This window comes from Monoglobus pectinilyticus (assembly GCF_002874775.1).
Lineage (GTDB): Bacteria > Bacillota > Clostridia > Monoglobales > Monoglobaceae > Monoglobus > Monoglobus pectinilyticus.
On the sequence record NZ_CP020991.1, the window covers coordinates 2428361 to 2452770 of the forward strand.

At 36.4% G+C, this 24410-nt stretch carries 17 protein-coding genes; 9 read left to right on the forward strand and 8 right to left on the reverse strand.

Annotated features, from left to right (window positions below; translation table 11 throughout):
* Positions 1 to 1105: 1105 nt before the first annotated feature.
* Together B9O19_RS10245 and B9O19_RS10250 are read right to left on the reverse strand one after the other, a co-directional pair.
* Entirely contained in the window at positions 1106 to 2392 is a 1287-nt protein-coding gene (locus tag B9O19_RS10245; protein ID WP_102366666.1) for a replication-associated recombination protein A, read from the reverse strand.
* Positions 2385 to 3623, reverse strand: coding sequence for a serine hydroxymethyltransferase (locus B9O19_RS10250; protein ID WP_102366318.1), 1239 nt, complete (start codon positions 3621 to 3623; stop codon positions 2385 to 2387). The genes B9O19_RS10245 and B9O19_RS10250 overlap by 8 nt, the downstream gene beginning before the upstream one ends.
* Before the next feature lie 111 nt (positions 3624 to 3734).
* Between B9O19_RS10250 and nth the strand changes: the two genes are divergently transcribed.
* Positions 3735 to 4379, forward strand: a complete 645-nt coding sequence (nth, locus tag B9O19_RS10255) for an endonuclease III (RefSeq protein ID WP_102366319.1) — start codon at positions 3735 to 3737, stop codon at positions 4377 to 4379.
* A 385-nt stretch (positions 4380 to 4764) separates the two neighbouring features.
* Here the strand turns inward: nth and B9O19_RS12305 are convergent, their stop codons facing one another.
* From B9O19_RS12305 to B9O19_RS10280, 5 genes are all read right to left on the reverse strand, one after another.
* Positions 4765 to 5031, reverse strand: coding sequence for a helix-turn-helix domain-containing protein (locus B9O19_RS12305; protein WP_306559995.1), 267 nt, complete (start codon positions 5029 to 5031; stop codon positions 4765 to 4767).
* On the reverse strand, positions 5018 to 5296 hold the full coding sequence (locus B9O19_RS10265; protein ID WP_102366321.1) for a helix-turn-helix domain-containing protein: 279 nt from the start codon (positions 5294 to 5296) through the stop codon (positions 5018 to 5020). Before B9O19_RS10265 ends, B9O19_RS12305 begins: the two co-directional genes overlap by 14 nt.
* Before the next feature lie 935 nt (positions 5297 to 6231).
* Positions 6232 to 7113, reverse strand: a complete 882-nt coding sequence (locus B9O19_RS10270; RefSeq protein ID WP_102366322.1) for an N-acetylmuramoyl-L-alanine amidase family protein — start codon at positions 7111 to 7113, stop codon at positions 6232 to 6234.
* Positions 7110 to 7376 (reverse strand): phage holin, encoded by a 267-nt coding sequence (locus B9O19_RS10275; RefSeq protein ID WP_102366323.1) that lies wholly within the window; start codon positions 7374 to 7376, stop codon positions 7110 to 7112. Before B9O19_RS10275 ends, B9O19_RS10270 begins: the two co-directional genes overlap by 4 nt.
* Entirely contained in the window at positions 7373 to 7606 is a 234-nt protein-coding gene (locus B9O19_RS10280) for a hypothetical protein (RefSeq protein WP_245862928.1), read from the reverse strand. Before B9O19_RS10280 ends, B9O19_RS10275 begins: the two co-directional genes overlap by 4 nt.
* A 155-nt stretch (positions 7607 to 7761) precedes the next feature.
* On the opposite strand from B9O19_RS10280, the gene hydF reads away from it, so the two are divergent.
* Positions 7762 to 8949 carry a [FeFe] hydrogenase H-cluster maturation GTPase HydF gene (hydF, locus tag B9O19_RS10285; protein WP_102366324.1) on the forward strand — a complete coding sequence of 396 codons (1188 nt, stop codon included), beginning with the start codon at positions 7762 to 7764 and terminating at the stop codon, positions 8947 to 8949.
* A 6-nt stretch (positions 8950 to 8955) separates the two neighbouring features.
* Complete coding sequence (gene hydE / locus B9O19_RS10290; protein WP_102366325.1) at positions 8956 to 9963, forward strand: [FeFe] hydrogenase H-cluster radical SAM maturase HydE; 1008 nt, start codon at positions 8956 to 8958, stop codon at positions 9961 to 9963.
* Positions 9964 to 10158: 195 nt separating this feature from the next.
* Here the strand turns inward: hydE and rpmB are convergent, their stop codons facing one another.
* Positions 10159 to 10347, reverse strand: a complete 189-nt coding sequence (gene rpmB / locus B9O19_RS10295; RefSeq protein ID WP_102366326.1) for a 50S ribosomal protein L28 — start codon at positions 10345 to 10347, stop codon at positions 10159 to 10161.
* Between the two features lie 436 nt (positions 10348 to 10783).
* Between rpmB and B9O19_RS10300 the strand changes: the two genes are divergently transcribed.
* From B9O19_RS10300 to B9O19_RS10325, 6 genes are all read left to right on the forward strand, one after another.
* On the forward strand, positions 10784 to 11821 hold the full coding sequence (locus tag B9O19_RS10300) for a hypothetical protein (protein ID WP_102366327.1): 1038 nt from the start codon (positions 10784 to 10786) through the stop codon (positions 11819 to 11821).
* Entirely contained in the window at positions 11814 to 17564 is a 5751-nt protein-coding gene (locus tag B9O19_RS10305) for an RHS repeat domain-containing protein (RefSeq protein ID WP_102366328.1), read from the forward strand. Before B9O19_RS10300 ends, B9O19_RS10305 begins: the two co-directional genes overlap by 8 nt.
* A 1-nt stretch (position 17565) precedes the next feature.
* Positions 17566 to 19182 (forward strand): stalk domain-containing protein, encoded by a 1617-nt coding sequence (locus B9O19_RS12055; protein ID WP_102366329.1) that lies wholly within the window; start codon positions 17566 to 17568, stop codon positions 19180 to 19182.
* Positions 19183 to 19418: 236 nt separating this feature from the next.
* Positions 19419 to 21056 carry an RHS repeat-associated core domain-containing protein gene (locus B9O19_RS10315; RefSeq protein WP_102366330.1) on the forward strand — a complete coding sequence of 546 codons (1638 nt, stop codon included), beginning with the start codon at positions 19419 to 19421 and terminating at the stop codon, positions 21054 to 21056.
* Between the two features lie 31 nt (positions 21057 to 21087).
* Complete coding sequence (locus B9O19_RS10320) at positions 21088 to 22707, forward strand: stalk domain-containing protein (protein ID WP_102366331.1); 1620 nt, start codon at positions 21088 to 21090, stop codon at positions 22705 to 22707.
* Positions 22708 to 23449: 742 nt separating this feature from the next.
* Positions 23450 to 24397, forward strand: a complete 948-nt coding sequence (locus B9O19_RS10325; protein WP_102366332.1) for a sensor histidine kinase — start codon at positions 23450 to 23452, stop codon at positions 24395 to 24397.
* Positions 24398 to 24410 lie beyond the last annotated feature (13 nt).

Sequence of the window (24410 nt, forward strand, 5' to 3'; positions counted from 1 at the left end):
ATTAAATATTTTTAATATATTCAAAAACTATTGCAGCGATATTGATTTATTAGGATAAAAATAAGGATTTATTTTTAATAGTATAAATGGCCTTTATATAAAGATTTGGATTTTAATACAGTATTTTTTTAATATATGTTATATTAAAGATTTTTAAAAATTATAGAATATATGAATTGAAACATTATGAAATGTCACGCTGCGCGGAATATGACCGGTCACTCAGCGGGTTGTGTAAACACGCAATACATCAAACTAAGTCTTATTATATGACAACTAAGTTAATTATTGGCGTTTATAGTTTATATAATATACATTTTTGTTTAAAAGTGTAGTCACAGACATTGAAGGCTTAAGGATCAGAGATACGTTGGCTCACACCTACCCACAGGTAGGGGCATAGTACACCTGCCGATATTCACTAAAAATACTGTCGCCGTATAATAAAAATTAATAAGTAAATTATTATACTTGAATACACAAAATTCCATTACATCTGCTGTACATACTTAGAAAAGTTTGTTATACTTTTTTCGATTACAAACTTTTCCGCAGCTGCGCGCCTTACGCGGCAGATTTCATCTGCATTGAGTATTCATATTATTGACATTGTAGGTAAATCAAAACAAGTTATTTTGTATTACATCCACCTTTTCTGGTGGAGTCACACCTACCGAAGCTTGCTATACTGCATTTTTATTCAATTTTTAATTTCTTTATATTGTAAACACACTTAACGTTTCTGTATAGTTTTCTGTTTACTTTTCAGTTTATTCAGAATATGACCGGCAGTTCTAACTCGCATAATATTAACTGATTATTGCGGAACATGGTTTAAAATATGTAAATGAAGTGAACCTGTATGGATTACATTGAGGAGGTAAATTCCTTTTATATAGTAAAGATTGAAAATTTATTGATTAAGATTAAAAAGCAATTTCATTGAAGATTTCATGATATTAATTCTTATAACAATGATAAAACTACATAATAAATAAAAGAAATGAATTAGGTATTGTACCTAATTCATTCCCTGGAAAGCTAATAAAAATTTATCTAAACTTTTGGGTTCATTTCAAATTGAATCCTGTTCTGTAATATTATTTTATTTTGCATTCTTTTTAATTTTGTCCCAATATTCTTTTGCGGCCTGTTCGTTTTTATTATTTGCGTATTCATAATACTTTTTATCTTTTATATTGTCAGGTAAATACTGCTGAACAACATAATGGTTTGGATAATCATGCGGATACAGATAATTCTGTCCCTTTTCAGCATTCCCCTCACCGTCATAATGCTTGTTTTGCAGCTGTCTTGGTATTGAGCCGGTGTCTATTGTTTCTATATCACGAATAGCGTTGTTGATTGCCATATAGGCCGAGTTGGATTTGGGGGCGGTCGCCAGCAGTACAGCGGCTTCTGCCAAAGGAATTCTTGCCTCAGGAAAGCCCAGCATGAGCGCGCTGTCTACACAAGCCTTTACAATCGTAATCGCCTGCGGATAGGCCAGTCCTATGTCTTCACAGGCTATAACCATAAGACGGCGGCAAATCGACTGGATATCATCGGCCTCAACCAGCCGCGCGAGATAGTGTACCGCTGCGTCAGGGTCGCTTCCTCTGATAGATTTTTGCAGTGCGCTCATGACATCATATTGACTGTCGCCTTTTTTGTCAAACTTAAATGACTTTTTTTGAGTGCACTGTTCAGCCAGCTCCATGGTTATTTTCAGGTTGCCCTCGCTGTCGGGAGGCGTATACATAACCGCCAGCTCCAGAGAGTTCAGCGCTTTGCGAACATCTCCGCCGGCTTTTTCGGCTAGGTGACGCATAACGCCGTCTTCGCATATTATTTTTGTATCCGGGAAATCATCGGTTTGAATTTTTTCAAGCCCGCGTTCTAAAGCCACAGAAATATCATCAGGGGTCAAAGGCTTAAACTCAAACACTGTAGAGCGGCTGAGTATCGCGTTATAAATATAGAAATAAGGATTTTCGGTTGTGCTGGCTATCAAGGTGATTTTTCCGTTTTCGGTGTATTCAAGCAAAGATTGCTGTTGTTTTTTATTAAAGTTCTGTATCTCATCAAGATACAAAAGTATTCCGTTCTGTCCAAACAGCCCGTCGCTCTCTCTAACAATATTTTTTATATCCGACACGGACGCGTTTGTTGCGTTAAGGCGATACAGCGCCTTATTTGATGATTTAGCGGCTATATTGGCAACTGTAGTCTTGCCTGTGCCGGACAGTCCGTAAAATATCATGTTGGGGATATTTCCGCTCTCAATAATATTTCTGAGTATGCGGTTTTTTCCCAGTATATGCTGCTGACCCACAACCTCGTCTAAGGTTGTGGGTCTGAGTCTGTCCGCTAACGGTTTATTATTAAGCATAGAGTGGGTGTTTGTCACAAAGAGCCTGAACACGTTTTTTAACGTCCTCTTTGTTTCCTTCAAAATCTTTGATAATCAATGAAATAAGTTCTGCAACTTCAACCATGTCTTCCTCTTTAAAACCGCGGGTAGTAACAGCCGGAGTTCCGAGCCTGATTCCGCTTGTAACAAACGGGCTCTTAGGGTCGTTTGGTATGGTGTTCTTATTACAGGTTATTCCGACCTCATCCAGCATCTTTTCAACTTCTTTACCGGTCAAATCCTGTTTTATCAGGCTAACCAGCATGAGATGATTGTCGGTTCCGCCTGAAACGATTTCAAGCCCTCTCTCCTGGAGTGCTTCAGCGAGAGCGGAAGCGTTTTTCTTAACCTGCTTTTGATATTCTTTAAAGTCGTCTGACAGAGCTTCTTTAAAGCATACCGCTTTTGCAGCGATCACGTGCATAAGAGGTCCGCCTTGATTTCCTGGGAAAACAGCTTTGTTTATCATCGGACCATATTTTTCTTTGCAAAGAATCATGCCGCCTCTGGGACCTCTAAGGGTCTTGTGAGTTGTGGTGGTAACAAAGTCCGCATAAGGTACCGGGCTTTGGTGTAAACCTGCCGCAACCAATCCTGCTATATGCGCCATATCAACCATGAGATAAGCGCCAACCTCGTCGGCGATTTCACGGAAGCGTTTAAAATCTATTTCTCTTGCGTATGCGCTTGCGCCTGCCAATATAAGTTTGGGCTTGTGTTCCAAAGCAAGCTCACGAACCTTATCATAGTCAATGCGGTGCGTTACCGGGTCAACTCCGTATGGCACAACGTTAAAATATTTTCCTGAAATATTTACCGGTGAACCGTGGCTGAGGTGTCCGCCCTCCGCAAGGCTCATGCCGAGATAAGTGTCTCCGGGTTCCATAGCTGCAAAAAAGACAGCAAGGTTTGCGGTTGCTCCTGAGTGCGGCTGAACGTTGGCAAATTCAGCGCCGAACAGTTCCTTTGCGCGCTCTCTGGCGAGGTCTTCAACTATATCCACATATTCACAGCCGCCGTAGTAACGCTTGCCTGGATAGCCTTCAGCGTACTTGTTTGTAAGCGGCGTGCCCATTGCTTCGATAACAGCTTCGCTGACGAAGTTTTCCGAGGCAATAAGCTCGATTTTATTGCGTTGTCTGTTGATTTCTTTTTCGATTGCCTCAGTAACTTCAGGGTCAACCGATTTTAGGTTTTCAAATTCAAACATCAAATAGTCCTCCAAATATATAATTTTTATTATTTACAAAATAAATGTTGAAAAAAACATACATTCATATTATAATGTTAAAAATAGATTTTTGCAAGGGGTATTTTAAATATGAGGGAAAAAATTGCTGATAAAAAAGAGAGAATATTAAAAATAATTGAGATATTTGGAAAAGTGTACAGTGACGCGGACTGCACCCTGGAATATGACAATCCGCTTCAGTTACTCATATCCACCCAGCTTGCGGCGCAGTGCACTGACAAGAGGGTCAATATAGTAACAAAGGATTTATATAAGAAGTATAGGGATGTATATGATTTTGCCAATGCTGACGAGCTTGAGCTTAGAGAGGATATTAAGTCTACAGGCTTTTTCAGGAACAAGGCGAAGAATATAATAGGCTGCTGCAAGATGCTGATATCTGATTATAACGGAGAAGTTCCACGTGAAATGGAAGACTTGCTAAAGCTTCCCGGCGTTGGTCGAAAAACGGCGAACTTAGTCAGAGGAGATTATTTCGGGATACCGGGGATAGTTGTTGACACTCATGCGACCAGGCTTTCGAACAGGTTAGGGCTGACGACAAACAAGGACCCGAAGAAGATTGAAATGGATTTATTAAAGCTAGTGCCGGAAGAATATCAGACGTCTTTCTGTCACCAGCTAGTGTATCATGGACGGGAGTATTGTCCTGCGGCAAGGCCTAAATGTGATATATGTCCTATAAGCGAATTGTGCCCGAAAGTTGGTGTATAAATTTTTATTTATAAAAAAACTATTTATATACTATGTATATGACCCCATATAAAAAAATTTATTATGTAATAATAAAATTTTTTATATGGGGTCATATACAAAGAAAATAAAAAAGCACTTGTCATTATGTGAACACAAATGATAGGTGCTTTAGTCTTTTTTAATATCATTTAGAATTTCAAAAAAATAATCTAATTGACGTGGTGACAAGGAAAATAATATATTCAATATCTTTTGTATTTTATCATCATCTTTAATATAATAATTAAAGAACTCATATGGTGTAACTTCTAAAAATTCACAAATATAGAAGAATCCACTTAGTGATGGTAGAGAGTATCCGGATTCAATTTTATTTATATATCCTTCACTTTGACCGATAAACTCATTCATCCGGATATGAGTTAATATTATTAGTTCGATTTAATAAGTAATCGGTTGAGGTATTGTAAAAGTCGGCAAGTTTCACTAGAAAATGTAGAGGTATAGTTTGAAAACCTCGCTCATAACGAGAGTATACAGTTTGTTGTATTCCTAAAATATCAGCAATATCTGTTTGTTTTAGTCCAGCATTTATGCGCAGAATTTTTAATCTTTTCAAGTACATTTTAACATATCCTCCATTAAACTTCTGAGTTTTAATCTTGTTCATCAATATTAAAATAGGACGAGGGCAAATTAAGATTAAGCAAGTCGCCGGGTTTAACCTCTAAAATATCGGCAATATTAAAGAAAACTTCTAAAGAGAAGGAAGAAGATATATTAGGAGCTTCAATAGAGCTAAGATGTGAACGGCTAATATGTGCTTTCTCAGCAAGTTCATGTTGAGTATAACCCTTAGCTTTTCTCAAAGCAGAAATCATTAATCCTAATTCAACGAATCGGTCTCTGTTTTCAAAACCAACTTCTTTACGCATTTTTATATCCTCCTAAAAAATTATTAAATATGTTTTTGTATATTGAACACTGCGTGTTCAGATGGTTGCTCACCTAACGCGCTTGCTAACGCAAGCCTACCGATGTTCACTTAAAAACCAGTTTTTTGTGAATTAATTTAAAAGGAAAACCTTGCTTTTTTGATAATTAAATCAATTGGAACTCGGTAAATCTTTATTCACGGTAGTACACAAAGTCAACGGGAAAGTTACAGGGCTTTTTCATCTTGAAGCGCAGGTTCAAGATGAAATTAGCGGGGGCGAGCGCCCATTGGAGCCGTAGGCGACCTAAGCGAGCAAGCACTTTTTCTTTTATTTGAGTATTCATATTATTGACATCGTAGGTTATTCAAAACAAGTAACTTTTTATTACACACACCTTTCAGGTGTGGTCACAGGTGAAGCGTTTCTTTTTCTTGCGAGAAAAAGAAATGGTTCAAACACCCTATTATGTAATAATAAATTTTTTTATATGGGGTCATATACAAAGTTAATTATAATAAATATCTTCTTTATATATTGAACACTGCGTGTTCAGATGATAGCTCACCTAACGCGCTTGCTAACGCAAGCCTACCGATGTTCACTGAAAAACCCGCTTTTTTAGTGTAATAATTAAATGGTTCAAACACTTTATTATGTAATAATAAAATTTTATATGGGTCATTACAAAGTATAGTTTTAAAGAGCTATAAGCTAAGTTATAAAAAAGAGTATTATGAACCCAAAGTCAAATGTAAGTATACATTGACTGCAAATATATTATATCATATTGAATAGGCAATTTTATTCCATGAAAAGGAGTAAATTAACGAATGTATGTCAAATAAGGAAATGTTATAGTTTTTATATGTCATAAATAGCCTTACGACAAAATAAAAAACAAAAAAGGGAGCCATAGCGGCTCCCATAAAAAATTACTTCTTTTTATCATACAACCCGGCGCGGTCATTGATTACCAATAACCTCATCAAATCCTCAGTAAGCCCCAGCTTGCCTTCCTCATCACCTTTTAAAAATCCCTTATCTACCAGCTTAGTTATTGTAGGAACTGCCCATTCAGGCATGTTCTCATCAATATAATCATAGGTCGCTAGCTGTGCTTTGATATAATCTATCTCTTTGGTGTTGTTCAAAATATCAGCGCCGATTGCGTCAATAACTTTATCCTGACTTTCGTCCTTTTTCTTTAACTCTTCATATTCGCTGCTCAAAAGTTCGTCACCGCTTTCTAATTTATATTCTACTCCAAAATAGTTGCAGATACCTTTATAAATTCCCACTGCACATTTATATTTTCCGTCGTCGCTGGCTAAAAACCTGTTGTCGTCATAATTGTCTATAAATGCAGTCTCTACCAGTATCGCCGGCATGTTTGTGTGTTTTATAACCGCAAAGTTTGCTGACTTTACTCCCCTGTTGCAAAGCCCTGTCTCTTTTGCAAGCTCCGGCTGTACACAGTCAGCTAATCTTCTGCCCTTAGAGCTGCCGGTGTAATAGTAAGTCTCGCACCCATATGCTTTTGTGTTTGCTGAGTTGCAATGGATAGAAACAAATATATCAGCGTCCCAGCTGTTGGCGGCGTTGTATCTGCCTGCAAGACTGGCGTTTAGGCCCTCCGCTACCGTGTCCTTTAAGCTGTTTCGGCTCATCTTAACTTCAAAACCGTTTCTTTCAAGCAAAGGTTTTAATTTTAATGCTATTTCTACAGTAACATCCTGCTCTTTGAGCCCGTAACCTACGGCTCCTGTGTCGTTTCCGGTTGGGTTGTGTCCCGGGTCAATAAAAATCTTTGTCATATTACTTCACCTCCTTCACTCTTGTTCTGCTCTTTGAGCTGTTTTAAAACTTCGTCCGCTTTTACAGCGTTTGGGGTGAAACTATTGTTCTTCCACCAAGCCCAAACAGACGCGCCAATTGTGAATAATAGGCTGACCGTCTGATAGATATCATTATCAGCGATGCTAACCGCCTGCTTGCCGCTCATGGCCAATATTTGGTTCAGCAGCGCTACCAGCAGAACAATCGTGCGCGCTACCGCTCCAGCTGTTACTTTGCTCATTGTTTCACCTCCTCGTTTAGTTCATCAATCCGTTTGTGCGCAGACTTTGTGGACTGCTCCACTGCTGTCATGCGTTCCACCAGGTCGTTGTGCTTCTCTACTTCTTTTTCAAGCAAACTTATCCTGTAGCTTGTGAGCCTGTTTGCTGTAAGAACTCCTGTTACAGAACCAAACATAGTTCCAAACAGAGCCAGGCCCGCAACAACTATTTCGGGTGTGATAAAGCTCATTATTTTGCTCCTTTACAAATGTATTGGCGAATACATTTATAGTATAGCAAATATCGCCTGCCATGAAGTGCCATGTGTTTTCGCTTGACAAAGGGCTTCCGGTAGAGTAGAATTATCGTAAATTGCAAATAATTCTGTCATAGGATGTGATTATAATGGAAAAAACACCAATGGCAATGCGTAAACATGTTGCTATTTTCGGCGATACTAATGTTGGAAAATCCACATTGTTTAATAAACTTTTAGGACAGGAGGCGGCTATTGTTTCCGATGTCAGCGGAACAACCACCGACCCTGTGACCAAGGCGATGGAGCTTATCCCTTACGGACCTATCGCACTTATTGACACGGCAGGTTTGGGGGACAAGTCGGTTCTTGGAGAACAGAGAGAAGCCAAAACCCTGGAAATTATTAAACGTACTGACCTAATATTATATGTTCAAGACGTCAGTTGTGAGAACGTTTTAAATCCACGCCCGATTGACAAAAATATTCCGACTATATTTGTTTTTACAAAATGCGACTTGGCAAATGCTAAGACGCTGAACAGTGCCAGCGCTAAATATCCGGATTCAGTGCTGATTTTTGACTATAACGAGAAGAGCATGGATAGTTTGAGAAATAAGATGGTTGAGGAACTGACAAAGCAGGAAAGGGACGATGAGACGCTTATCGGAAAGCTTCTGCCTAAGGACAGCAGTCTTGTTTTGGTCTGCCCTATAGACAGCGAGGCTCCTAAGGGCAGGCTGATACAGCCTCAGGTTCAGCTTATCAGGGATTGTCTTGACCACAATATGAAAGCATATGTAACCAATGAGGTTACGCTGTCTGCCGCTCTTGAAGATTTAAAGCGTGTAGATTTGGTTGTCACAGATTCACAGGCGTTTAAGACGGTTGATAAAATTGTTCCTAAAGAAATAAAACTAACATCGTTTTCTATGCTTTTGGCGTATCAGAAAGGTAATTTCAGGCAGCTTTTAGACGGCGCGGCGGCGATTGACAAACTTAGCGCTGATTCAAAGGTGCTGGTGCTTGAGGGCTGTACTCACAATACTTCGCATGAGGATATAGGAAAGGTTAAGATACCTGCCCTGATAAAGAATTATCTAGGCGGTGAAACGCCCGAATATGAGTTTTACACCGGTTATAACCTGCCGGGAAGTTTTTCGGATTATGACCTTATTATCCAGTGCGGAATGTGTATGGTAAACAAAAAGGAAGTTGTCAGCCGATTAAAAGAGGCGGAGGAAGCAAGCGTCCCGGTGACCAACTATGGGATTGCGCTGGCTAAGCTAAGCGGTATTTTGGATAGGGCATGTGAAATTTTTGCAGAGGAAGATTAATGTGTTATGAAATTTACAAAAAGCGAAGCTCTTGAGATTATAAAACAGAATAAAGAAGTCTTATCGGAGGAACTCAGAGAAAAATCCCTCGCCGTGTGCAGGGAGAATTTCGGTAACTCGGTATATGTCAGAGGGCTTATAGAGTTTACTAATTATTGCAGGAATAACTGCAAGTATTGCGGCATTAGAGCCGGCAACAGAAATGTTCATCGTTATAGGCTCACAAGAGAGGAAATTTTGGATTGCTGCCGTGTCGGCGCAGGTTTAGGGTTTAAGACATATGTTCTTCAGGGAGGAGAGGATCCAGGATTTTCGGATAATGAGCTTTGTTCAATTGTTTCGGAAATCAAGACGGAGTTTCCTGAATCGGCGGTTACTCTATCAGTTGGCGAGCGTTCGAAAGATGTATATAGGGAGTTTTTTAAGGCCGGGGCGGACAGGTTTTTACTGAGGCATGAAACTTCGGTTGAAGAGCATTACAGTCTGCTCCATCCGTCTGATTTAAGTTTAAAAAACAGAAAAAGATGCCTTTATGATTTAAAAGATATAGGGTTTCAGGTTGGGGCAGGGTTTATGGTAGGCTCGCCGTTTCAGAAAGACGAATATTTGGCTGAGGATATTATGTTTTTGCAGGAACTTGAGCCGCATATGGTGGGGATAGGTCCGTTTATACCACATAAGGATACGGAATTTAAAGATTTCCCTCAGGGAACATTAAATATGACCTTAGTAATGCTGTGTATTACAAGATTAGCTCTGCCGAAAGTGCTGCTGCCGTCTACTACTGCGCTGGGGACAATTTCTCCGACCGGCAGAGAAGACGGTCTGCGCTGCGGCGCTAACGTTGTTATGCCGAATTTGTCGCCTATAGGCGTAAGGCGGGACTATTCATTATATGACGGAAAGATATGTATGGGCGACGAGGCGGCCGAGTGTATAAAATGTTTGGGAGCTAGAGTGGAGACAGTGGGATGCAGGCTGGATTTCTCGCGTGGCGACAGTCCGTTGATATAGGGATTAAAACAAAATTTCAGCATTATACAAGAATAGAATGTGCGGCTGATGTTAAAATTGATATGACGAAAAAAAGACAAAAATAAAAAACACCTCTGCGGTGTTTTTATTTTTATAAAATTATGTTTGCCAAAGCCTCGCAGTGTTTATAAAAGCTTCGCAAAACACCGGCTTTGTGAAACTTTAAATTCAAGACTAAACCGCTCTGTCAACCTTGCCTGATCTTATGCATCTGGTACAAGCGTAAACTTTTTTAGGAGTACCATCGACAATAGCTCTGACACGTCTAACGTTTGGTTTCCAAACCTTATTTGATCTACGGTGTGAGTGAGATACTTTGATACCAAAGCTAACGCCCTTTCCGCAAATTTCGCACTTTGCCATATATATACACCTCCTTAATAGTTTAAAAATTAACTCAACTCGAAATATTATAACAGAAACTATTTTATAATGCAAGTACTTTTTCAAAAAAATTTTACATTTTATTTATATATTTTTATATTCATTACTTTAAAACTCCGCCTGTGAGTTCTTATAATTCTGCAAAATATCTTATTTATTAAACTTTAGTAAGCTGATGACGCTATGTTATCAGCTTTTATTATTTAAAGTTATATTGATTTACTTAATATAAATAATGTTTATAAAGTTATAAAGCAAATTATTTAGCTGTTAATTTAAACAGATAAAGCGAAAATGTTATTTTTACTAAATAATAAAAATATTTTAATTATATATTGTATAAAACGCTAAAGTGTGCTATAATACCAGTAAGGGGTTTCAGGTAAATTTTACCAATAATAAAGGGGGAGTATTTATGAAAAGAAAAGTTGCGGTAATCATTTTGTGCGTCGTTTTTTTGGTTGGAACATTTTACGTTTTTGCCAGTGACGCACTGATTAATCAAGAGGATAAAACAGATGTTTTGGAAATTGCAGAAACCGCTGAATCTGCTGAACCTGACTCCACAGCGGAAATAGTGATCGAAACATCTCCTGAGCCGGATTCGGAAACTGCTGAACCGACTGCTTCTGCGGCTGCGGAGGAAGAGGATTTGAGCGGTCAGGCCGGAGAGAATGAAACTGAGACAACAGCGTCACAGTATCCATCAAATTTTTATGAGTTAGCTCAGGTTTTAAATAGTAGAGATATAAACACTGTAGGAGTCTGCGATATATTAACCAGTTATTTATATCTGCGGGACGTATACGGTCTCAGTAATCAGGAGCTTGAATACATCGCAGGACTGATTATCGGCGGCGCTGAACCTAGCAATATTATGGAAGCCGCATATTTTTGGCTGGATACCTGCGAGGATATATCAATTATTGAACAGATATACAATAAGAAAAGTGAATATGAAGGCGGTAAGTTTTGGGTTGAAAACGCTTACAACGACGTGACTGAATATATACATGGCGAGCTGTCTGTGGACGACGTTAATCATTATCTTGAGGCGGGTGCAGCCGCTGTTGATATACAAAATGCTAATATTTTGAGCAGAAGGGGAGTTTATACCATTCAGCAGATACTGGACAGAATCATCGGCGGCGAAACAATAGTAGATGTTATGAATGACGTTTATGGGACTAATATAACTCAGCCTGTCAGTTTATTTGGGCTTAATGAAAATGAGGAAGCGGATGAAAATATTTTAGACAGTAAAGAATTGGCCGGGCTTGAGAATAAGCAGATTGAGGAATCTGCCGAAGAAATATTGTCTGACAGCGGCGTTTCGGAAAGACTTTCTAAGAAAAGAAATGAGAAAAACGCAGGGCTTGTAGAACAGCTTGTAGTTAACGGAATTATCCCGGGTAGAATTGATGAGGATTTGGGGGTGATTTTTGATGAGTAAGCTGAAATATTTTTTGTTTATTTCTGTACTGATTGTAAGCTGCTTTAGTATTTCGTGTTATGCTTCAACATCCGATTCGCTTTATGAGCAGTCTTTGGTTGAAAGCATGATAGCTCAGAACGGTTCGAATTATGAAAGTCCGTTTATAGCCGCGGGCGGCAATGTGGAATTAAGCGACGGAAATGTCAACGTAAATGAGGTTGATTTGAGCCTGCCGGGGAAAAATGGTATGGACGTTAATATCAGGCGTATTCATTATGTTAACGGCAAGCCGGGCAGCTATTACGGAGTAAGCACTAATGGAAGTGTGGCAACAAGTCCGATGTATTTATATAATTACGTTTTAAACGGAGTTTCAAAAACCGCATATGTGGCCTTTGATAAGGAAGAAAATTTAACAGATGAGTTTTATACAACATCTTCATTGCTGGGTTCAAATATGAGCACTGATACTCATGGAACAAAATACTACGAATATTCCAGTATAAAAAGTGCTTCTGGAATATTAATGACTAGGGATAAGAATAAACCTTCGGTTCAAAATTATCAGCTGTCGAATGAAGTGTTTGCGTATATGGGCAAAAATTCCGATGTTGAAATTGGTTATGGCTGGTATGTCGCGATGCCGCAGATAAGCCAAGTAAATGTTTCGGGGAGCAGTTATATAAAAAGATATACTTATCTGTTTGAGGATGAAAACGGACAGACAATGAATTTTACATATGAGTTTGACCTTGAGGGAACAAAGTGGGTGTTTGACCCGGAAAGCTGCAATGTGTCGGCGCCTGACAGCCAGTACAACGCTCAAGTTTACAGCGATAATCAGACGCATGCTTTGGGATTTCAATACGATGTTGTTATAACAGACGGAGACGGAAAGTCATATTACTTTTTAAAGGGGATAAATAAAAATTGTCTTCCTGCCGCCATTATAGACAGATACGGAAACACTGTCCGCTATGCCGCAAACAGCAGCGGTGTTGCTGTGACAGATACTTTCGGCAGAAACATTCAGGTATCGTCATCAGGTATAACCGTTACCAAAGGCAGCTATGTCAAAAGCGTCGAGTATCGGCTGGTAAGGTCAAATGACACAACCAGGGATCCATCGGGGCTTCTCAGCTGTTTTTCAAAATATTCTTTGCAGGTGAGAAAATATAATGGCTCGGGATATGAGACTACAGAATATGTGTCACACAAAAGCTCAATTCAATTTATAAGCAAAGAAGTTTACTATTATGATAAAATCGAAAAGATTATATATCCGACAAACGCCTCGGTGGAATATGAGTATGAGACAACGCCGACAGTGAAAAAGTTCTCTTCAAGCACAGGACGGTATAAAATTTCACATAAGGATTATCATATTAAAAAAGAAATTGCTTATGAAGACGGGTCAGAAAAGTATTCAAAAACATACAGCTTCTATCAGTACATACAAAATGCCGCTACGGTGCCGGGTGATAAGGAGCGCTATGTGACGGTTAATGAAACTTATGACGACGGTTCAAGTAAGAGTATGAATTATAATTATGATTATGCCGGAAGACTATATGAGATAAAAGGAAGTATTGATGGCAAGGTGTATAACGAGCAGTATACATATTCCAGTAATTCCAATAAAGATTTGAGCAGTCTTGGTTCATCAACGATGCTTGCACTGAGAAAAGCGAATATGCAAAGCGTTATAACTACCTATGGCGGGAATATAATAAATGTTACATATAATAAATATAATAATAGAAATCAGCCAACATATTCCCTTAATGGTGAGAAAGAAATAACTTATACTTATGACGACAGTTTTGGGCTTCTGCTGACGAAGAATTATAAAAAGGATGACAGTACGCCCATAAGAATACAAAACAGTAAAACTTCAGATGGTAAGAGTATAGCAAGCTCTAAAATTTATGAAAATAATGCAGAGAAGTCAACGACTTCATATACATATAACAGTGACGGTACAATAGCAAGTCAGACAGTAACTCCGTCAGTGGGGGCGCAGGTGACAACCGTATATAGCTATACATACAATCCGGACGGCTCATATAGATTAACATCAACCGTCAATAATGTGTCTGATACTGACGGGAATAATTCGTCGGTGACTACTGTTCAGAATTATGACTGGCTGGGAAATCTAGTATCCGCAACCGACCCTAACGGAAATACTTTCTCATATCAGTATGACGGTTTGGGGCGTTTAGTAAAGCAGATAAACCCGGACGGAACATACCAGACAGCTAGCTATAATATAGCAGACAACAGCGTAACGGTAACGGATGAGAATGGGAATGTAACAACTCAGGATTATACTCCTCTTGGATATTTGGATAAAATATATTTGGATAATAATCAGAACAACATAGCCGCCCAATATACATATGACAATCACGGAAGAAAGACGAGCGAGACTGCATACCAAAGCATAGGCGGAAAAAAGGTAACTGAAAATTATACGTATGACCAGTTTGACAGAGTGGTATCACAAACAAGCAAAGAGGATAATACTGCGCTGGACACAGTAGGATATGAGTATAGTTACGGAGACGGTTTTTCAAAAAGTGAATCTAATATTACAATAACGGTTCCGTCAAGCGCAAAAAAACTTTTGGCGGTATTTCATAACACATCGGTATCAGCAAGTTCAGCAGTCAGTGTTAAAAACGGAAGCACTGTATACTTTGCCGACTCGGTTTCGGCAAAAGGAGCGCGCTCGGTATTGGTGGATGTGTCAAATCTGTCAACTGTATCGCTTAATAAAATGTACGGGAAAATATATTATAAATATTTGACTGATGATGATTTATCAAAGAATATAACACTGCTGGGAGGAGCCAGCCAAACGGTAAAGACCACATACACAGGAGACAGCACATATGTAAAGCCAACAGTTGAGACAGTGCTGGACGGTTTGGGAAACAAGGCGTCTGAGACGTACTATAAGCATGGAACGAGTACGGTGCTGAATAAAAACACATATAAGTATGACTATATGGGAAACGTCCTGGAGACAAAAGGCGGCAGAACCTATACTGAAAACCTGGGAGACTATACGTCGAAAGCGGAATATGATTATATGGGAAATCCGACAAAAACCTACAGAACCGACGGAAGCTATATGACCGCCGCATATGACGGATACGGAAATGTATTGAGCCAAACTGACTATATGGGAAACACAACCACAATGGAATACGACAGGCTGGGAAGAGCGATAAAGGCAGCGGCGCCGTTTAATGGTTCAGAAAAGAGCAAAACCCTGACATACTATGACGGAACCAGGGATATATATACTCAATATGCGTACGACAATGCAGGAAATATGGTGAAGACAGTAACAGGACAGACAAGCAAAATAGCTGATCTGTACGGGACACTGCCGGATGCAGCGGCCAGCCAAACATATGAGTATGACAGATTCGGAAACGTGATAAAGGCAACCGACGGACTGGGAAAAAGCAGTACGGCAGCTTATAATCTAATGGGACTGCCGGTGACAGAGACGGACAGAAACGGAAACGTAAAGACAATGACCTTCAACGCGTACGGAAGTCCGCTGACGGTGAGCGTAACAAACGGAGAGACAATAACAAATACATACAGCAAAAACAATCTGCTGATAAGCGCCAAACAGGGAAGCAGCACGGTGTCGTACACGTATGACGACTATGGATATGTAAAGACGGAGAACAGCAACGGTATAGTAAACACATACACAAACGATGTTGAAGGAAATAGAAGGAACTATACCCAAAAAGAGGGAACAAATACATATATAAACGCGTCATATACATATGACAAACTAAGCAGAATGACGAATGTAAATTTCGGAAACGGGATAAGCGCGGGATATACATATAATGCAAATAATCAGGTGTCAAAGGAAACGAGAGGAAGTCTGATAACAAGTTATGGGTATAGAGAAAGCGGACAGTTGTCTATGATGACAACAACAAATGGAAGCTGGACGCAGGGATATATGTATGATTACAATTTGTCAGGAAATCAGATATTAAAAAGAAGCATAGATTCAGAGAATAATATATTTGATGACACAACATATACATATGATAACTTAGGGCAGCTGTTGAGCGAGACGTCAGCTAATTACTACGCAGCATATATGTATGATACGAGAGGAAATATAAAGCAGAAGAAAGAAGGAGACAATAATCCAACATATTATAGTTATGACAAAAACAATAGATTGACATTTTCATCAAATGAATATGGGTTATATACATTTGAAGATTCTATATATGAATATGATGGAAATGGAAATCGTGTAAAGACGAGAAGAAATTATTATGATGATGGAGGAGATGAATCGGTAGATATAGGATATGACGAATTTAAATATGGATATGATGCGTATAACAGACAAATAAGTTATTATAATTATGAAGTAGATTATGTAGGAGACTATGAGGATGAGACAACAGCAACGTATACATATGACGCGATAGGAAGAAGAGCAAGCAAAAAGGTAGACGGAGCGACAACAACGCACAGATGGGACGGAAGCAGCATAGTAGGAGACAGCGGAACAGGAGCGGCAACGTATTATAGAGGTATAAATATAATAGCGCAGAATAAGAACAACGCAGTGAACTACTATGTATATGACGGACACGGTAACACAGTAACACTGACGGACGCAAACGGGGCGACAGTATCCAAATGTGACTATAGTGCGTATGGGAATAGAACGTCAATAAAGAGTTATATAAATACGCCGTTCAAATACTGCGGAGAATATCAGGACAACGAAAGCGGAATGGTATATCTGAGAAACAGGTATTATAAAATAAACGAAGGCCGCTTCACGCAGGAAGACCCGGCAAAAGACGGACTGAACTGGTACGCATACTGCGGTAATAATCCTGTAAATTTTGTTGACCCGTTTGGATTGGATAGTATAAAAAATTATTGTACTAATGAAGATAAATTAACATTAGAACAGAAAAAAGCAATGAACTCAGCTATAAATGCATATCATGATGGAGTTTTATCCTATGGAGATATGTTAGAAAATTTAGCACTTAACGGAGGAACTATAAGTGAATTGGCAAAGGGACCTGCTGTAGTAGCAGAAATGGTGGGAAGTGATTTGAACATAACGGTTTATGCAAATATAGAATCTATAGAAATTATGGCGACCTTGGATTCTGGAGAAAAGGTAAAAGGAATTTATACGCAAGAAAACTATTCAATGATGTTAAATAAAGATGACCTAGGTGATATAGAATACTTAAACTCAGGAGGAATTACTTTTAAGGAAATTCTTTGTAAAGGCATAGAAAGTTGGTCTGGTAGTGTTAATGGAATAAATATAAATGTAAATGTTGTATATGGAAAAAGTAATACCAATAAAACGGTGAAAGTGAATTTTCTGTATGGAAAAAGAGAAAATAGTGAGTCACCTGGTTTAGTTTCAAATATTTATTATGAGATGCGTGTAGATTCGAATGATATGTCAGTTAGAAACTTTTCTATACTTTGTGGTCATGAAGCTGGAGGTCATGCAGCATTCAATTTTAGTGATGCATACGTAAAGTCTTCTGGAATTACTAATATAAGTTCCATAATGGGTGATGGCATTCAATATGTTACTGATTTAGATAGAGCAATGCTTCTTAGAGCATATACTTATGGATTTAATATTAATATGAAATATCAAGAGAATATTGACCTATTAAATATATATTCTCCGGGTTGGAAATATAAGGAGAGAAAATAAAATGAAAAAATCTTTTAAATTATTAATAATCATAAATATAATAAGCGTAATGATAGCTAGTATATTAACATTACAAATTTTTGCAACCCCCAATTATCAAAGTTTTGAAAACAAAACTGGTTCTATTGTTGAAGAAATAAATATTACATATGTTTTAAAAAATGCTACTTATATTACTTCGATGGTTGGAGATAAAAATGGTATTATAGCATACGTAAGAGATTTAAATACTAATAAACAAATTGATAATTCGAGATATATTTATATTGATTATAATGGAAATGTTACTGAATGTAAATTTTTTGATGATTTGTCTTCTGACTACTTTAAATATCCAAGTGTATTTTGTGAAGGAATTGCTAGGATAAAAAAGGGAAATAAGCAAGGTTATATTAACGAAAAATATGAGTGGATAGCTAATTTAGATTATTATTCTATTTCGAATTTTTCAAACGGTTATGGAGCGGTAAAGAAGGTGAATGGAAAAAGTTATTTGTTGAATATAAATGGAGAAGTTTGTATGGAAGCAGATGATTTTTATTATAATGGTTCGGATACAAATTATTCGGGAACTGCATTTCAAAATGGATATGCGGCATATTCTAAAAATGAAGAATTTTTTTATTTAGATGAAAACTTAAATTCTACTAAAATCATGTTAGATGATGAGTTTAATTTTAATGATGGAAAGTTTATGTTTAACGGAGGCACATTGGCTTATATGTATCCCGAGATAGTAGATGGCAATTATACACATAAACAAATTTACTGCGTTTTCGGACACGATGGTAAAGAAAAATATCGTTATATAGTTGATCTTCCTGAGTTAGAACCTGTAAATAGCTATGATTATATAAACATACTTGCAAATGGAAATGTTGTCTTTGAAACTCCAGATGATTTTAACGACAACTTTTGTAAATCAAAAGTATCTCTTGTTACAAATAATGGTGAAGTTTTAGCAGAAAATAGAGAGTTTGATAGATACGATGGAATGAATTTTGTTAGTATAGGTGATAAAGTATGTTATGTAGGAAACTTTTATGATTCTCATTTAAAAAAATTAGATAGTATAAGTTTAAAAGGAGAATACTTTGATACTAATGATGGAAGTGTTGTCGGCGGATTGGAAATAATAGAAAATAAAGAATTAAATGAAATTACAATAAATAAATTAGTTATAGTAAGAGATGTGAAAACAGAAATCGCTCCCAATATTAAACTGGTTGATCCTGATAAGGTAAATTTAAAACAGAATATACCAAAGAACATAATGGTGTTTATAAACAAAAAACAACTCAACTTTGATGTACCGCCAATAACGGAAAATGACAGAACATTAGTACCAATGAGAGCAATATTTGAAGCGTTGGGAGCAGAAGTAGAATGGGAAAATGAAACACAAACGGCAACAGCAACAAAGGATGAAATAACAGTATCAGTAACAATTGACAGCAATAGGATGCTAAAAAATGGAGAAGAAATAAAATTGGATGTACCTGCAAGATTAGTAGGAGACAGCAGAACATTAGTGCCATTGAGAGCAATATCAGAAGCATTCGGTTGTCGGGTAGAATGGGACGAAAAATTACAAAGAGTAGACATTTATACAAACTAAAATTGTTACGGAGGGCGTAATAATTTACGCCCTCCGGTAATCCCCCCAAAGCTGGACAAGCGTGCGCATAAAAAACTGAAACGGAGTAAAAAACACCGGAAAGTTTTTGTATATATAAAAATATTTAATTATTTAAAATAAAATCCATTAAACACCTTAAAATTAAATAGTTAAAAAGTACATATAGCTCCGTTTCAGTTTTTTATGCGTATAGAGAAAGCGGACAGCTGTCGGTGATGACAACGACAAATGGAAGCAGGACGCAGGGATATATGTATGATACAAGAGGAAACAGGAGTAAAATAAAAGAAGGAAATAGTTATTGGAAGAATTATACGTATGACGCAAATAATAGAATTACAAGAACAACACAGCAGGCAGATGATAGTAATGATATCTATGAGAACTATACGTATGATGCGAATGGAAATTGTCTAACGATGAGAAGGTCATATTATAGTGATGATGGAGATAATTCAGAAGAAACGGGATATGACGAATTTAAATATGGATATGATGCGTATAACAGACAAATAAGTTATTATAATTATGAAGTAGATTATGTAGGAGACTATGAGGATGAGACAACAGCAACGTATACATATGACGCGATAGGAAGGAGAGCAAGCAAAAAGGTAGACGGAGCGACGACAATGCACAGATGGGACGGAAGCAGCATAGTAGGAGACAGCGGAACAGGAGCGGCAACGTATTATAGAGGAATAAATATAATAGCACAGAACAAGAACAACGCGGTGAACTACTATGTATATGACGGACATGGGAATACAGTAACACTGACGGACGCAAACGGGGCGACAGTATCCAAATGTGACTATAGTGCGTATGGGAATAGAACGTCAATAAAGAGTTATATAAATACGCCGTTCAAATACTGCGGAGAATACCAGGACAACGAAAGTGGAATGGTATATCTGAGAAACAGGTATTACAAAATAAACGAAGGACGCTTCACGCAGGAAGACCCGGCAAAAGACGGATTGAACTGGTACGCATACTGCGGTAATAATCCTGTGAACTTCGTTGACCCAAGCGGGCTGGTAAATGTTGAGGATGAAGATCCTATACATGATTATTGTTCAAATCAAGGTCAAGTTGTTGGACAGGAAAGAATAAATATTAATAGCGCAATTCATGCTTATCAAGATGGGGTTTTGTCCTATGAGGATATGTTAAAAAATGTTGTACTCAATGGTGGAACCATAAAGGAAGAAAAGAAACTTGATGCTATACAAGTTGAGGAAACAAAAAATGGTTTTGCGGTAACTGCATATATAAGATATTCTGGGAATTTAAGTAATGTAAGTTATGAAGGTAAAACATACTCAGAATATGCAACTGAAGGAATTGAAAATTATTGGAGTGGCACTATATATGGTATTACTGTAACTACTAATGTGGTTACAACAGATGATGGAATACATAAAAGGAAAGATATGAAAATTGATAATGGCAGTTATAAGGATTCAAGTACAAGTCAAGGTACAAATAACATTTTTCCTAATGGAGTATCATGGGTACTTTGGCAAAACAATAGCGAAAATATAAATCCTAATACTGATCTATTTAAAATAGTAGCGGCTCACGAGTTTGGACATTTATTTTTTAATATTAATGATAATTGTAGAGATGCAAGACACAAAAATGTTCCCGAAAGTAAATCTATACATGCGTACTCGGTAATGACGCGAACTAACATGATAGGTCTATCATCATCAACATTAGATTTGGCGTTTATGATAAAAAATTATAAAATAAGTAATTTTTCGCAAGGGATTTTTTGTGCAGATTATACTAATATTTTAGATAGATATTCTCAAGGATGGTATTATAAAAGATTTTATGAAGACTAAAATTTTATTAAAAAGGAAGATGAATTTATAAATGGAAAATATATTTAAAAAAATATTGTTATTATTAGTTGTTATATGTTCATTTTTTTGTAGTAATGTGTTTGCAAGTGAACGGGTTATAAGAAATATGACAATTGAGGATATTGCGGAGAAAAATTTTGAGTTAGATTGGAAAAATGTCATCCCCAAAGAACAGTTCAGTCCTGGAATGTATTTTTGTTCAGGTGTATATGACTTTGGAACTACATTTCACTATTACGATATATCGAATGATATATCAAATGAAATATTTATAGATTATGATGGTAATATAACATTGAATCCAATAATTTTTCAGGATGGTATTGCAATTATAAAAACTACAGAAGAAACTTTGGATGAGCAGAAAATAAACTATAAATATGGCTGTATAAATAGTAAATATGAATGGATAATTCCACCTATATATGAGAGAATAGTGTATTGCGATAACGGTTTTATTATGGCTGAGAGAAACAAAAGAATATATATATTTAATATTTACGGAGAAGTACAAATTTCTTTTAGACAAGATGAATTTTATGCAGAGTTTTCTACTGGTGATGTTATTTTAAAATTAAGTAATCTAAAGACTAAGAGTCAATATTTGTTGGATAATAGTTTTAATATTATAAATAAGTATAATTTAAATTCAAAAGAAGAAAAGGAAGTAAGTCAAGGAGGTTATATCACTTTTGATAATAGAATTAAAAATAATATATATTATAGAGCTGATGAAAAAAATAACGATATAATAATAAATGGGTATAATTCAAAAGGTGAATTACTAAACGCACTAAATTTAAGTGATAAAATTGGTAAAAAATTTAATGTTTTTACAAGTCAAATATTAGATAATGGGGATCTGATTTTATGTTTAAATGTTGAAAACGATACACATTGCATTGTACTATTTTCTGCATTAACAAGTGATTGTTATACATCTTATTATTTTAAAGATGGATTTCCGTTTGAGCAAGTATATAATTTTTATGATATGTTAGTATTTGATAATGGAATTGTTATGGATAATAACTTAGAATATGTGGGTCATTTATATAACAATGACAATTATGAAGTTAAAATTTTTGTAGACAAAGGAAAATTAATATGCAGTTTACTAAAATATGTAGATTCATCAGAGAGTATATTTGATAAAAGTCTTTATCAGTTAAGTAATGTATATATAGTTTATAATAATAAAAAAGAATTGAGTAATGATAATTTGCTTGTAGATAAAAATAGAATAAGTAAATATGTTGAACCTAAAGGTGTTTATGGTGAAATAAATATATACTTAAATAATAAAAGATTAAATTTTGATATAGCACCGATAACAGAAGATGACAGAACACTAGTGCCAATGAGGGCAATATTTGAAGCACTGGGAGCAGAAGTAGAATGGGAAAATGAAACCCAAACGGCAACAGCAACAAAGGATGGAATAACAGTGTCGGTGACAATTGACAGTAATAAAATGCAGAAAAATGCAGAAGAAATAGAACTGGATGTTCCTGCAAGGTTAGTAGAAGACAGCAGGACATTGGTACCATTAAGGGCAATATCAGAAGCATTTGGCTGTCAGGTGGAATGGAATGAAGAATTACAAAGGGTAGATATTTATTCAAACTAAAATTGTTGTGGAGGGCGTATTGATTTACGCCCTCCGGTAACTCCAAAAAGTTGGACAAGAGTACGTATAAAAAATTGAAACGAAGTAAAAACATCAGAAAGTTTTTGAATATATAAAGAAATAACTATTTAAAATAAAATTCATCAAACACTTTAATTTTAAATGGCTAAAAATTTATATAGCTCTGTTTTAGTTTTTTATGTTTATTTAGTTTAAAGTACTGTATACTATTGATATCCAAATGTATTGAGTCATGCTGACCATATGAGAAAGACTTAAACAAGGGAATATTATGAACCGGGCAGAGCGGTATAGACGATGTTAGATAAATTGAGATAGTATAGAAAAATAAAATATCATTTTACAGGTTTTGTTGATTTGTGTTGATGTTGGATATTTAATGCTGGAGTTTGAAAATGATTTAACTTTTTATTTATTAGCAGCGGCAGGAGAATATATAAATAGATACAAAATATTAGATTCATTAAGGATATATTTAGTTTACTTGATATGCTGCAAGTAAGTAATGGGATAATATATATGGAATAAGTGAGAACAGAATAATTGTATTCTTCAAGAAGTTTATAATATAGAACTATTTGCTGAAAGTATATTTAAATCAAGTAGCCGCTAAGAAAAGTGGATAGTAGATAAAATTTTTCAGCATAAAATAATATAATATCACTGTTGAAAAATTATATAAAATGTGTTATTATATTCTAAAGATTTGGGGGTGCCCGATATGAACGATTCTGTTAAAGAGCTTTGTATAGGCGAAAACGGAAAGTTAAGCGCTAAAAATCTCAGAGCATTTTTAGCAAATAATTTAAAAAACGAAAAGTTGGTTTTACGTGTAGGCGCCTTTGATTCAACATTTGAAAACGATATTGATTATATAGTAAAACTTATTGAAGATAATACATATTATGTCAGAAATCTGCTTAAACTCCTGGTCGAGTCTGAGGATCTTAAACCTGATAATATTGATATTATATATAAGGCAAGTTCTTCTATGGGAACAACTTATTTGCGCCTAAGAAATCTATGTGAGCTTACCCAGGGGAAATATGGCATAAATTTAAAAACAAGAAATTCGGTTGAAATCAGTGCGTTTTTAAATGAGTTTGTTAAAACTGTGCATAACTGTCTGCCGGTTTCAATGTGCAGAAATATTTCTTTGCGTAACAACGTAAGAAATGATTTATACGCCAGTATTAATCAGACAGGGCTTACTCATATACTGGTCAATCTGCTTGTTAACGCTTTAGTTCACAGTCACTCTGAAAACAGAAAAGTTGATATTATATTAAATAGTTTTAAAAAAGAAAAATTTATTGCAATCTCTGTTGTGGATTATGGTATAGGCGTCGATTTGAAAAAGATTCATGCAATTATGGAACGGAACATCAATGACGTTTTTGACGGGAGCAAGACCTTGCTTAGGTCATATAAGGGATACGGCCTTTTGGTTTGTCAGAAACTAGCCGGAAATATGGATGGAAAAATTCTTGTCTCAAATATAAAAGAAGGCGGCTCAGTATTTACAGTAGTGATGAATTTGACCGCCAAAGAGGAAAGCGGAGATTTTCTCAGGCTGCGTGATTCAGCGGGGAATAATGATAATCTTGTGGATGTTGAACTGATAGCTTTGGCGCTTTATCAGATTATAAAAAATGAGAAGCTTGTTTAATTTTAGATTGAAT

Bases quoted from the DNA above. Each gene is read 5' to 3' on its own strand.
- B9O19_RS10245 (WP_102366666.1), bottom strand. From the start codon at position 2,392: ATGCTTAATAATAAACCGTTAGCGGACAGACTCAGACCCACAACCTTA.
- B9O19_RS10250 (WP_102366318.1), bottom strand. From the start codon at position 3,623: ATGTTTGAATTTGAAAACCTAAAATCGGTTGACCCTGAAGTTACTGAG.
- nth (WP_102366319.1), top strand. From the start codon at position 3,735: ATGAGGGAAAAAATTGCTGATAAAAAAGAGAGAATATTAAAAATAATT.
- B9O19_RS12305 (WP_306559995.1), bottom strand. From the start codon at position 5,031: ATGAACAAGATTAAAACTCAGAAGTTTAATGGAGGATATGTTAAAATG.
- B9O19_RS10265 (WP_102366321.1), bottom strand. From the start codon at position 5,296: ATGCGTAAAGAAGTTGGTTTTGAAAACAGAGACCGATTCGTTGAATTA.
- B9O19_RS10270 (WP_102366322.1), bottom strand. From the start codon at position 7,113: ATGACAAAGATTTTTATTGACCCGGGACACAACCCAACCGGAAACGAC.
- B9O19_RS10275 (WP_102366323.1), bottom strand. From the start codon at position 7,376: ATGAGCAAAGTAACAGCTGGAGCGGTAGCGCGCACGATTGTTCTGCTG.
- B9O19_RS10280 (WP_245862928.1), bottom strand. From the start codon at position 7,606: ATGAGCTTTATCACACCCGAAATAGTTGTTGCGGGCCTGGCTCTGTTT.
- hydF (WP_102366324.1), top strand. From the start codon at position 7,762: ATGGAAAAAACACCAATGGCAATGCGTAAACATGTTGCTATTTTCGGC.
- hydE (WP_102366325.1), top strand. From the start codon at position 8,956: ATGAAATTTACAAAAAGCGAAGCTCTTGAGATTATAAAACAGAATAAA.
- rpmB (WP_102366326.1), bottom strand. From the start codon at position 10,347: ATGGCAAAGTGCGAAATTTGCGGAAAGGGCGTTAGCTTTGGTATCAAA.
- B9O19_RS10300 (WP_102366327.1), top strand. From the start codon at position 10,784: ATGAAAAGAAAAGTTGCGGTAATCATTTTGTGCGTCGTTTTTTTGGTT.
- B9O19_RS10305 (WP_102366328.1), top strand. From the start codon at position 11,814: ATGAGTAAGCTGAAATATTTTTTGTTTATTTCTGTACTGATTGTAAGC.
- B9O19_RS12055 (WP_102366329.1), top strand. From the start codon at position 17,566: ATGAAAAAATCTTTTAAATTATTAATAATCATAAATATAATAAGCGTA.
- B9O19_RS10315 (WP_102366330.1), top strand. From the start codon at position 19,419: ATGACAACGACAAATGGAAGCAGGACGCAGGGATATATGTATGATACA.
- B9O19_RS10320 (WP_102366331.1), top strand. From the start codon at position 21,088: ATGGAAAATATATTTAAAAAAATATTGTTATTATTAGTTGTTATATGT.
- B9O19_RS10325 (WP_102366332.1), top strand. From the start codon at position 23,450: ATGAACGATTCTGTTAAAGAGCTTTGTATAGGCGAAAACGGAAAGTTA.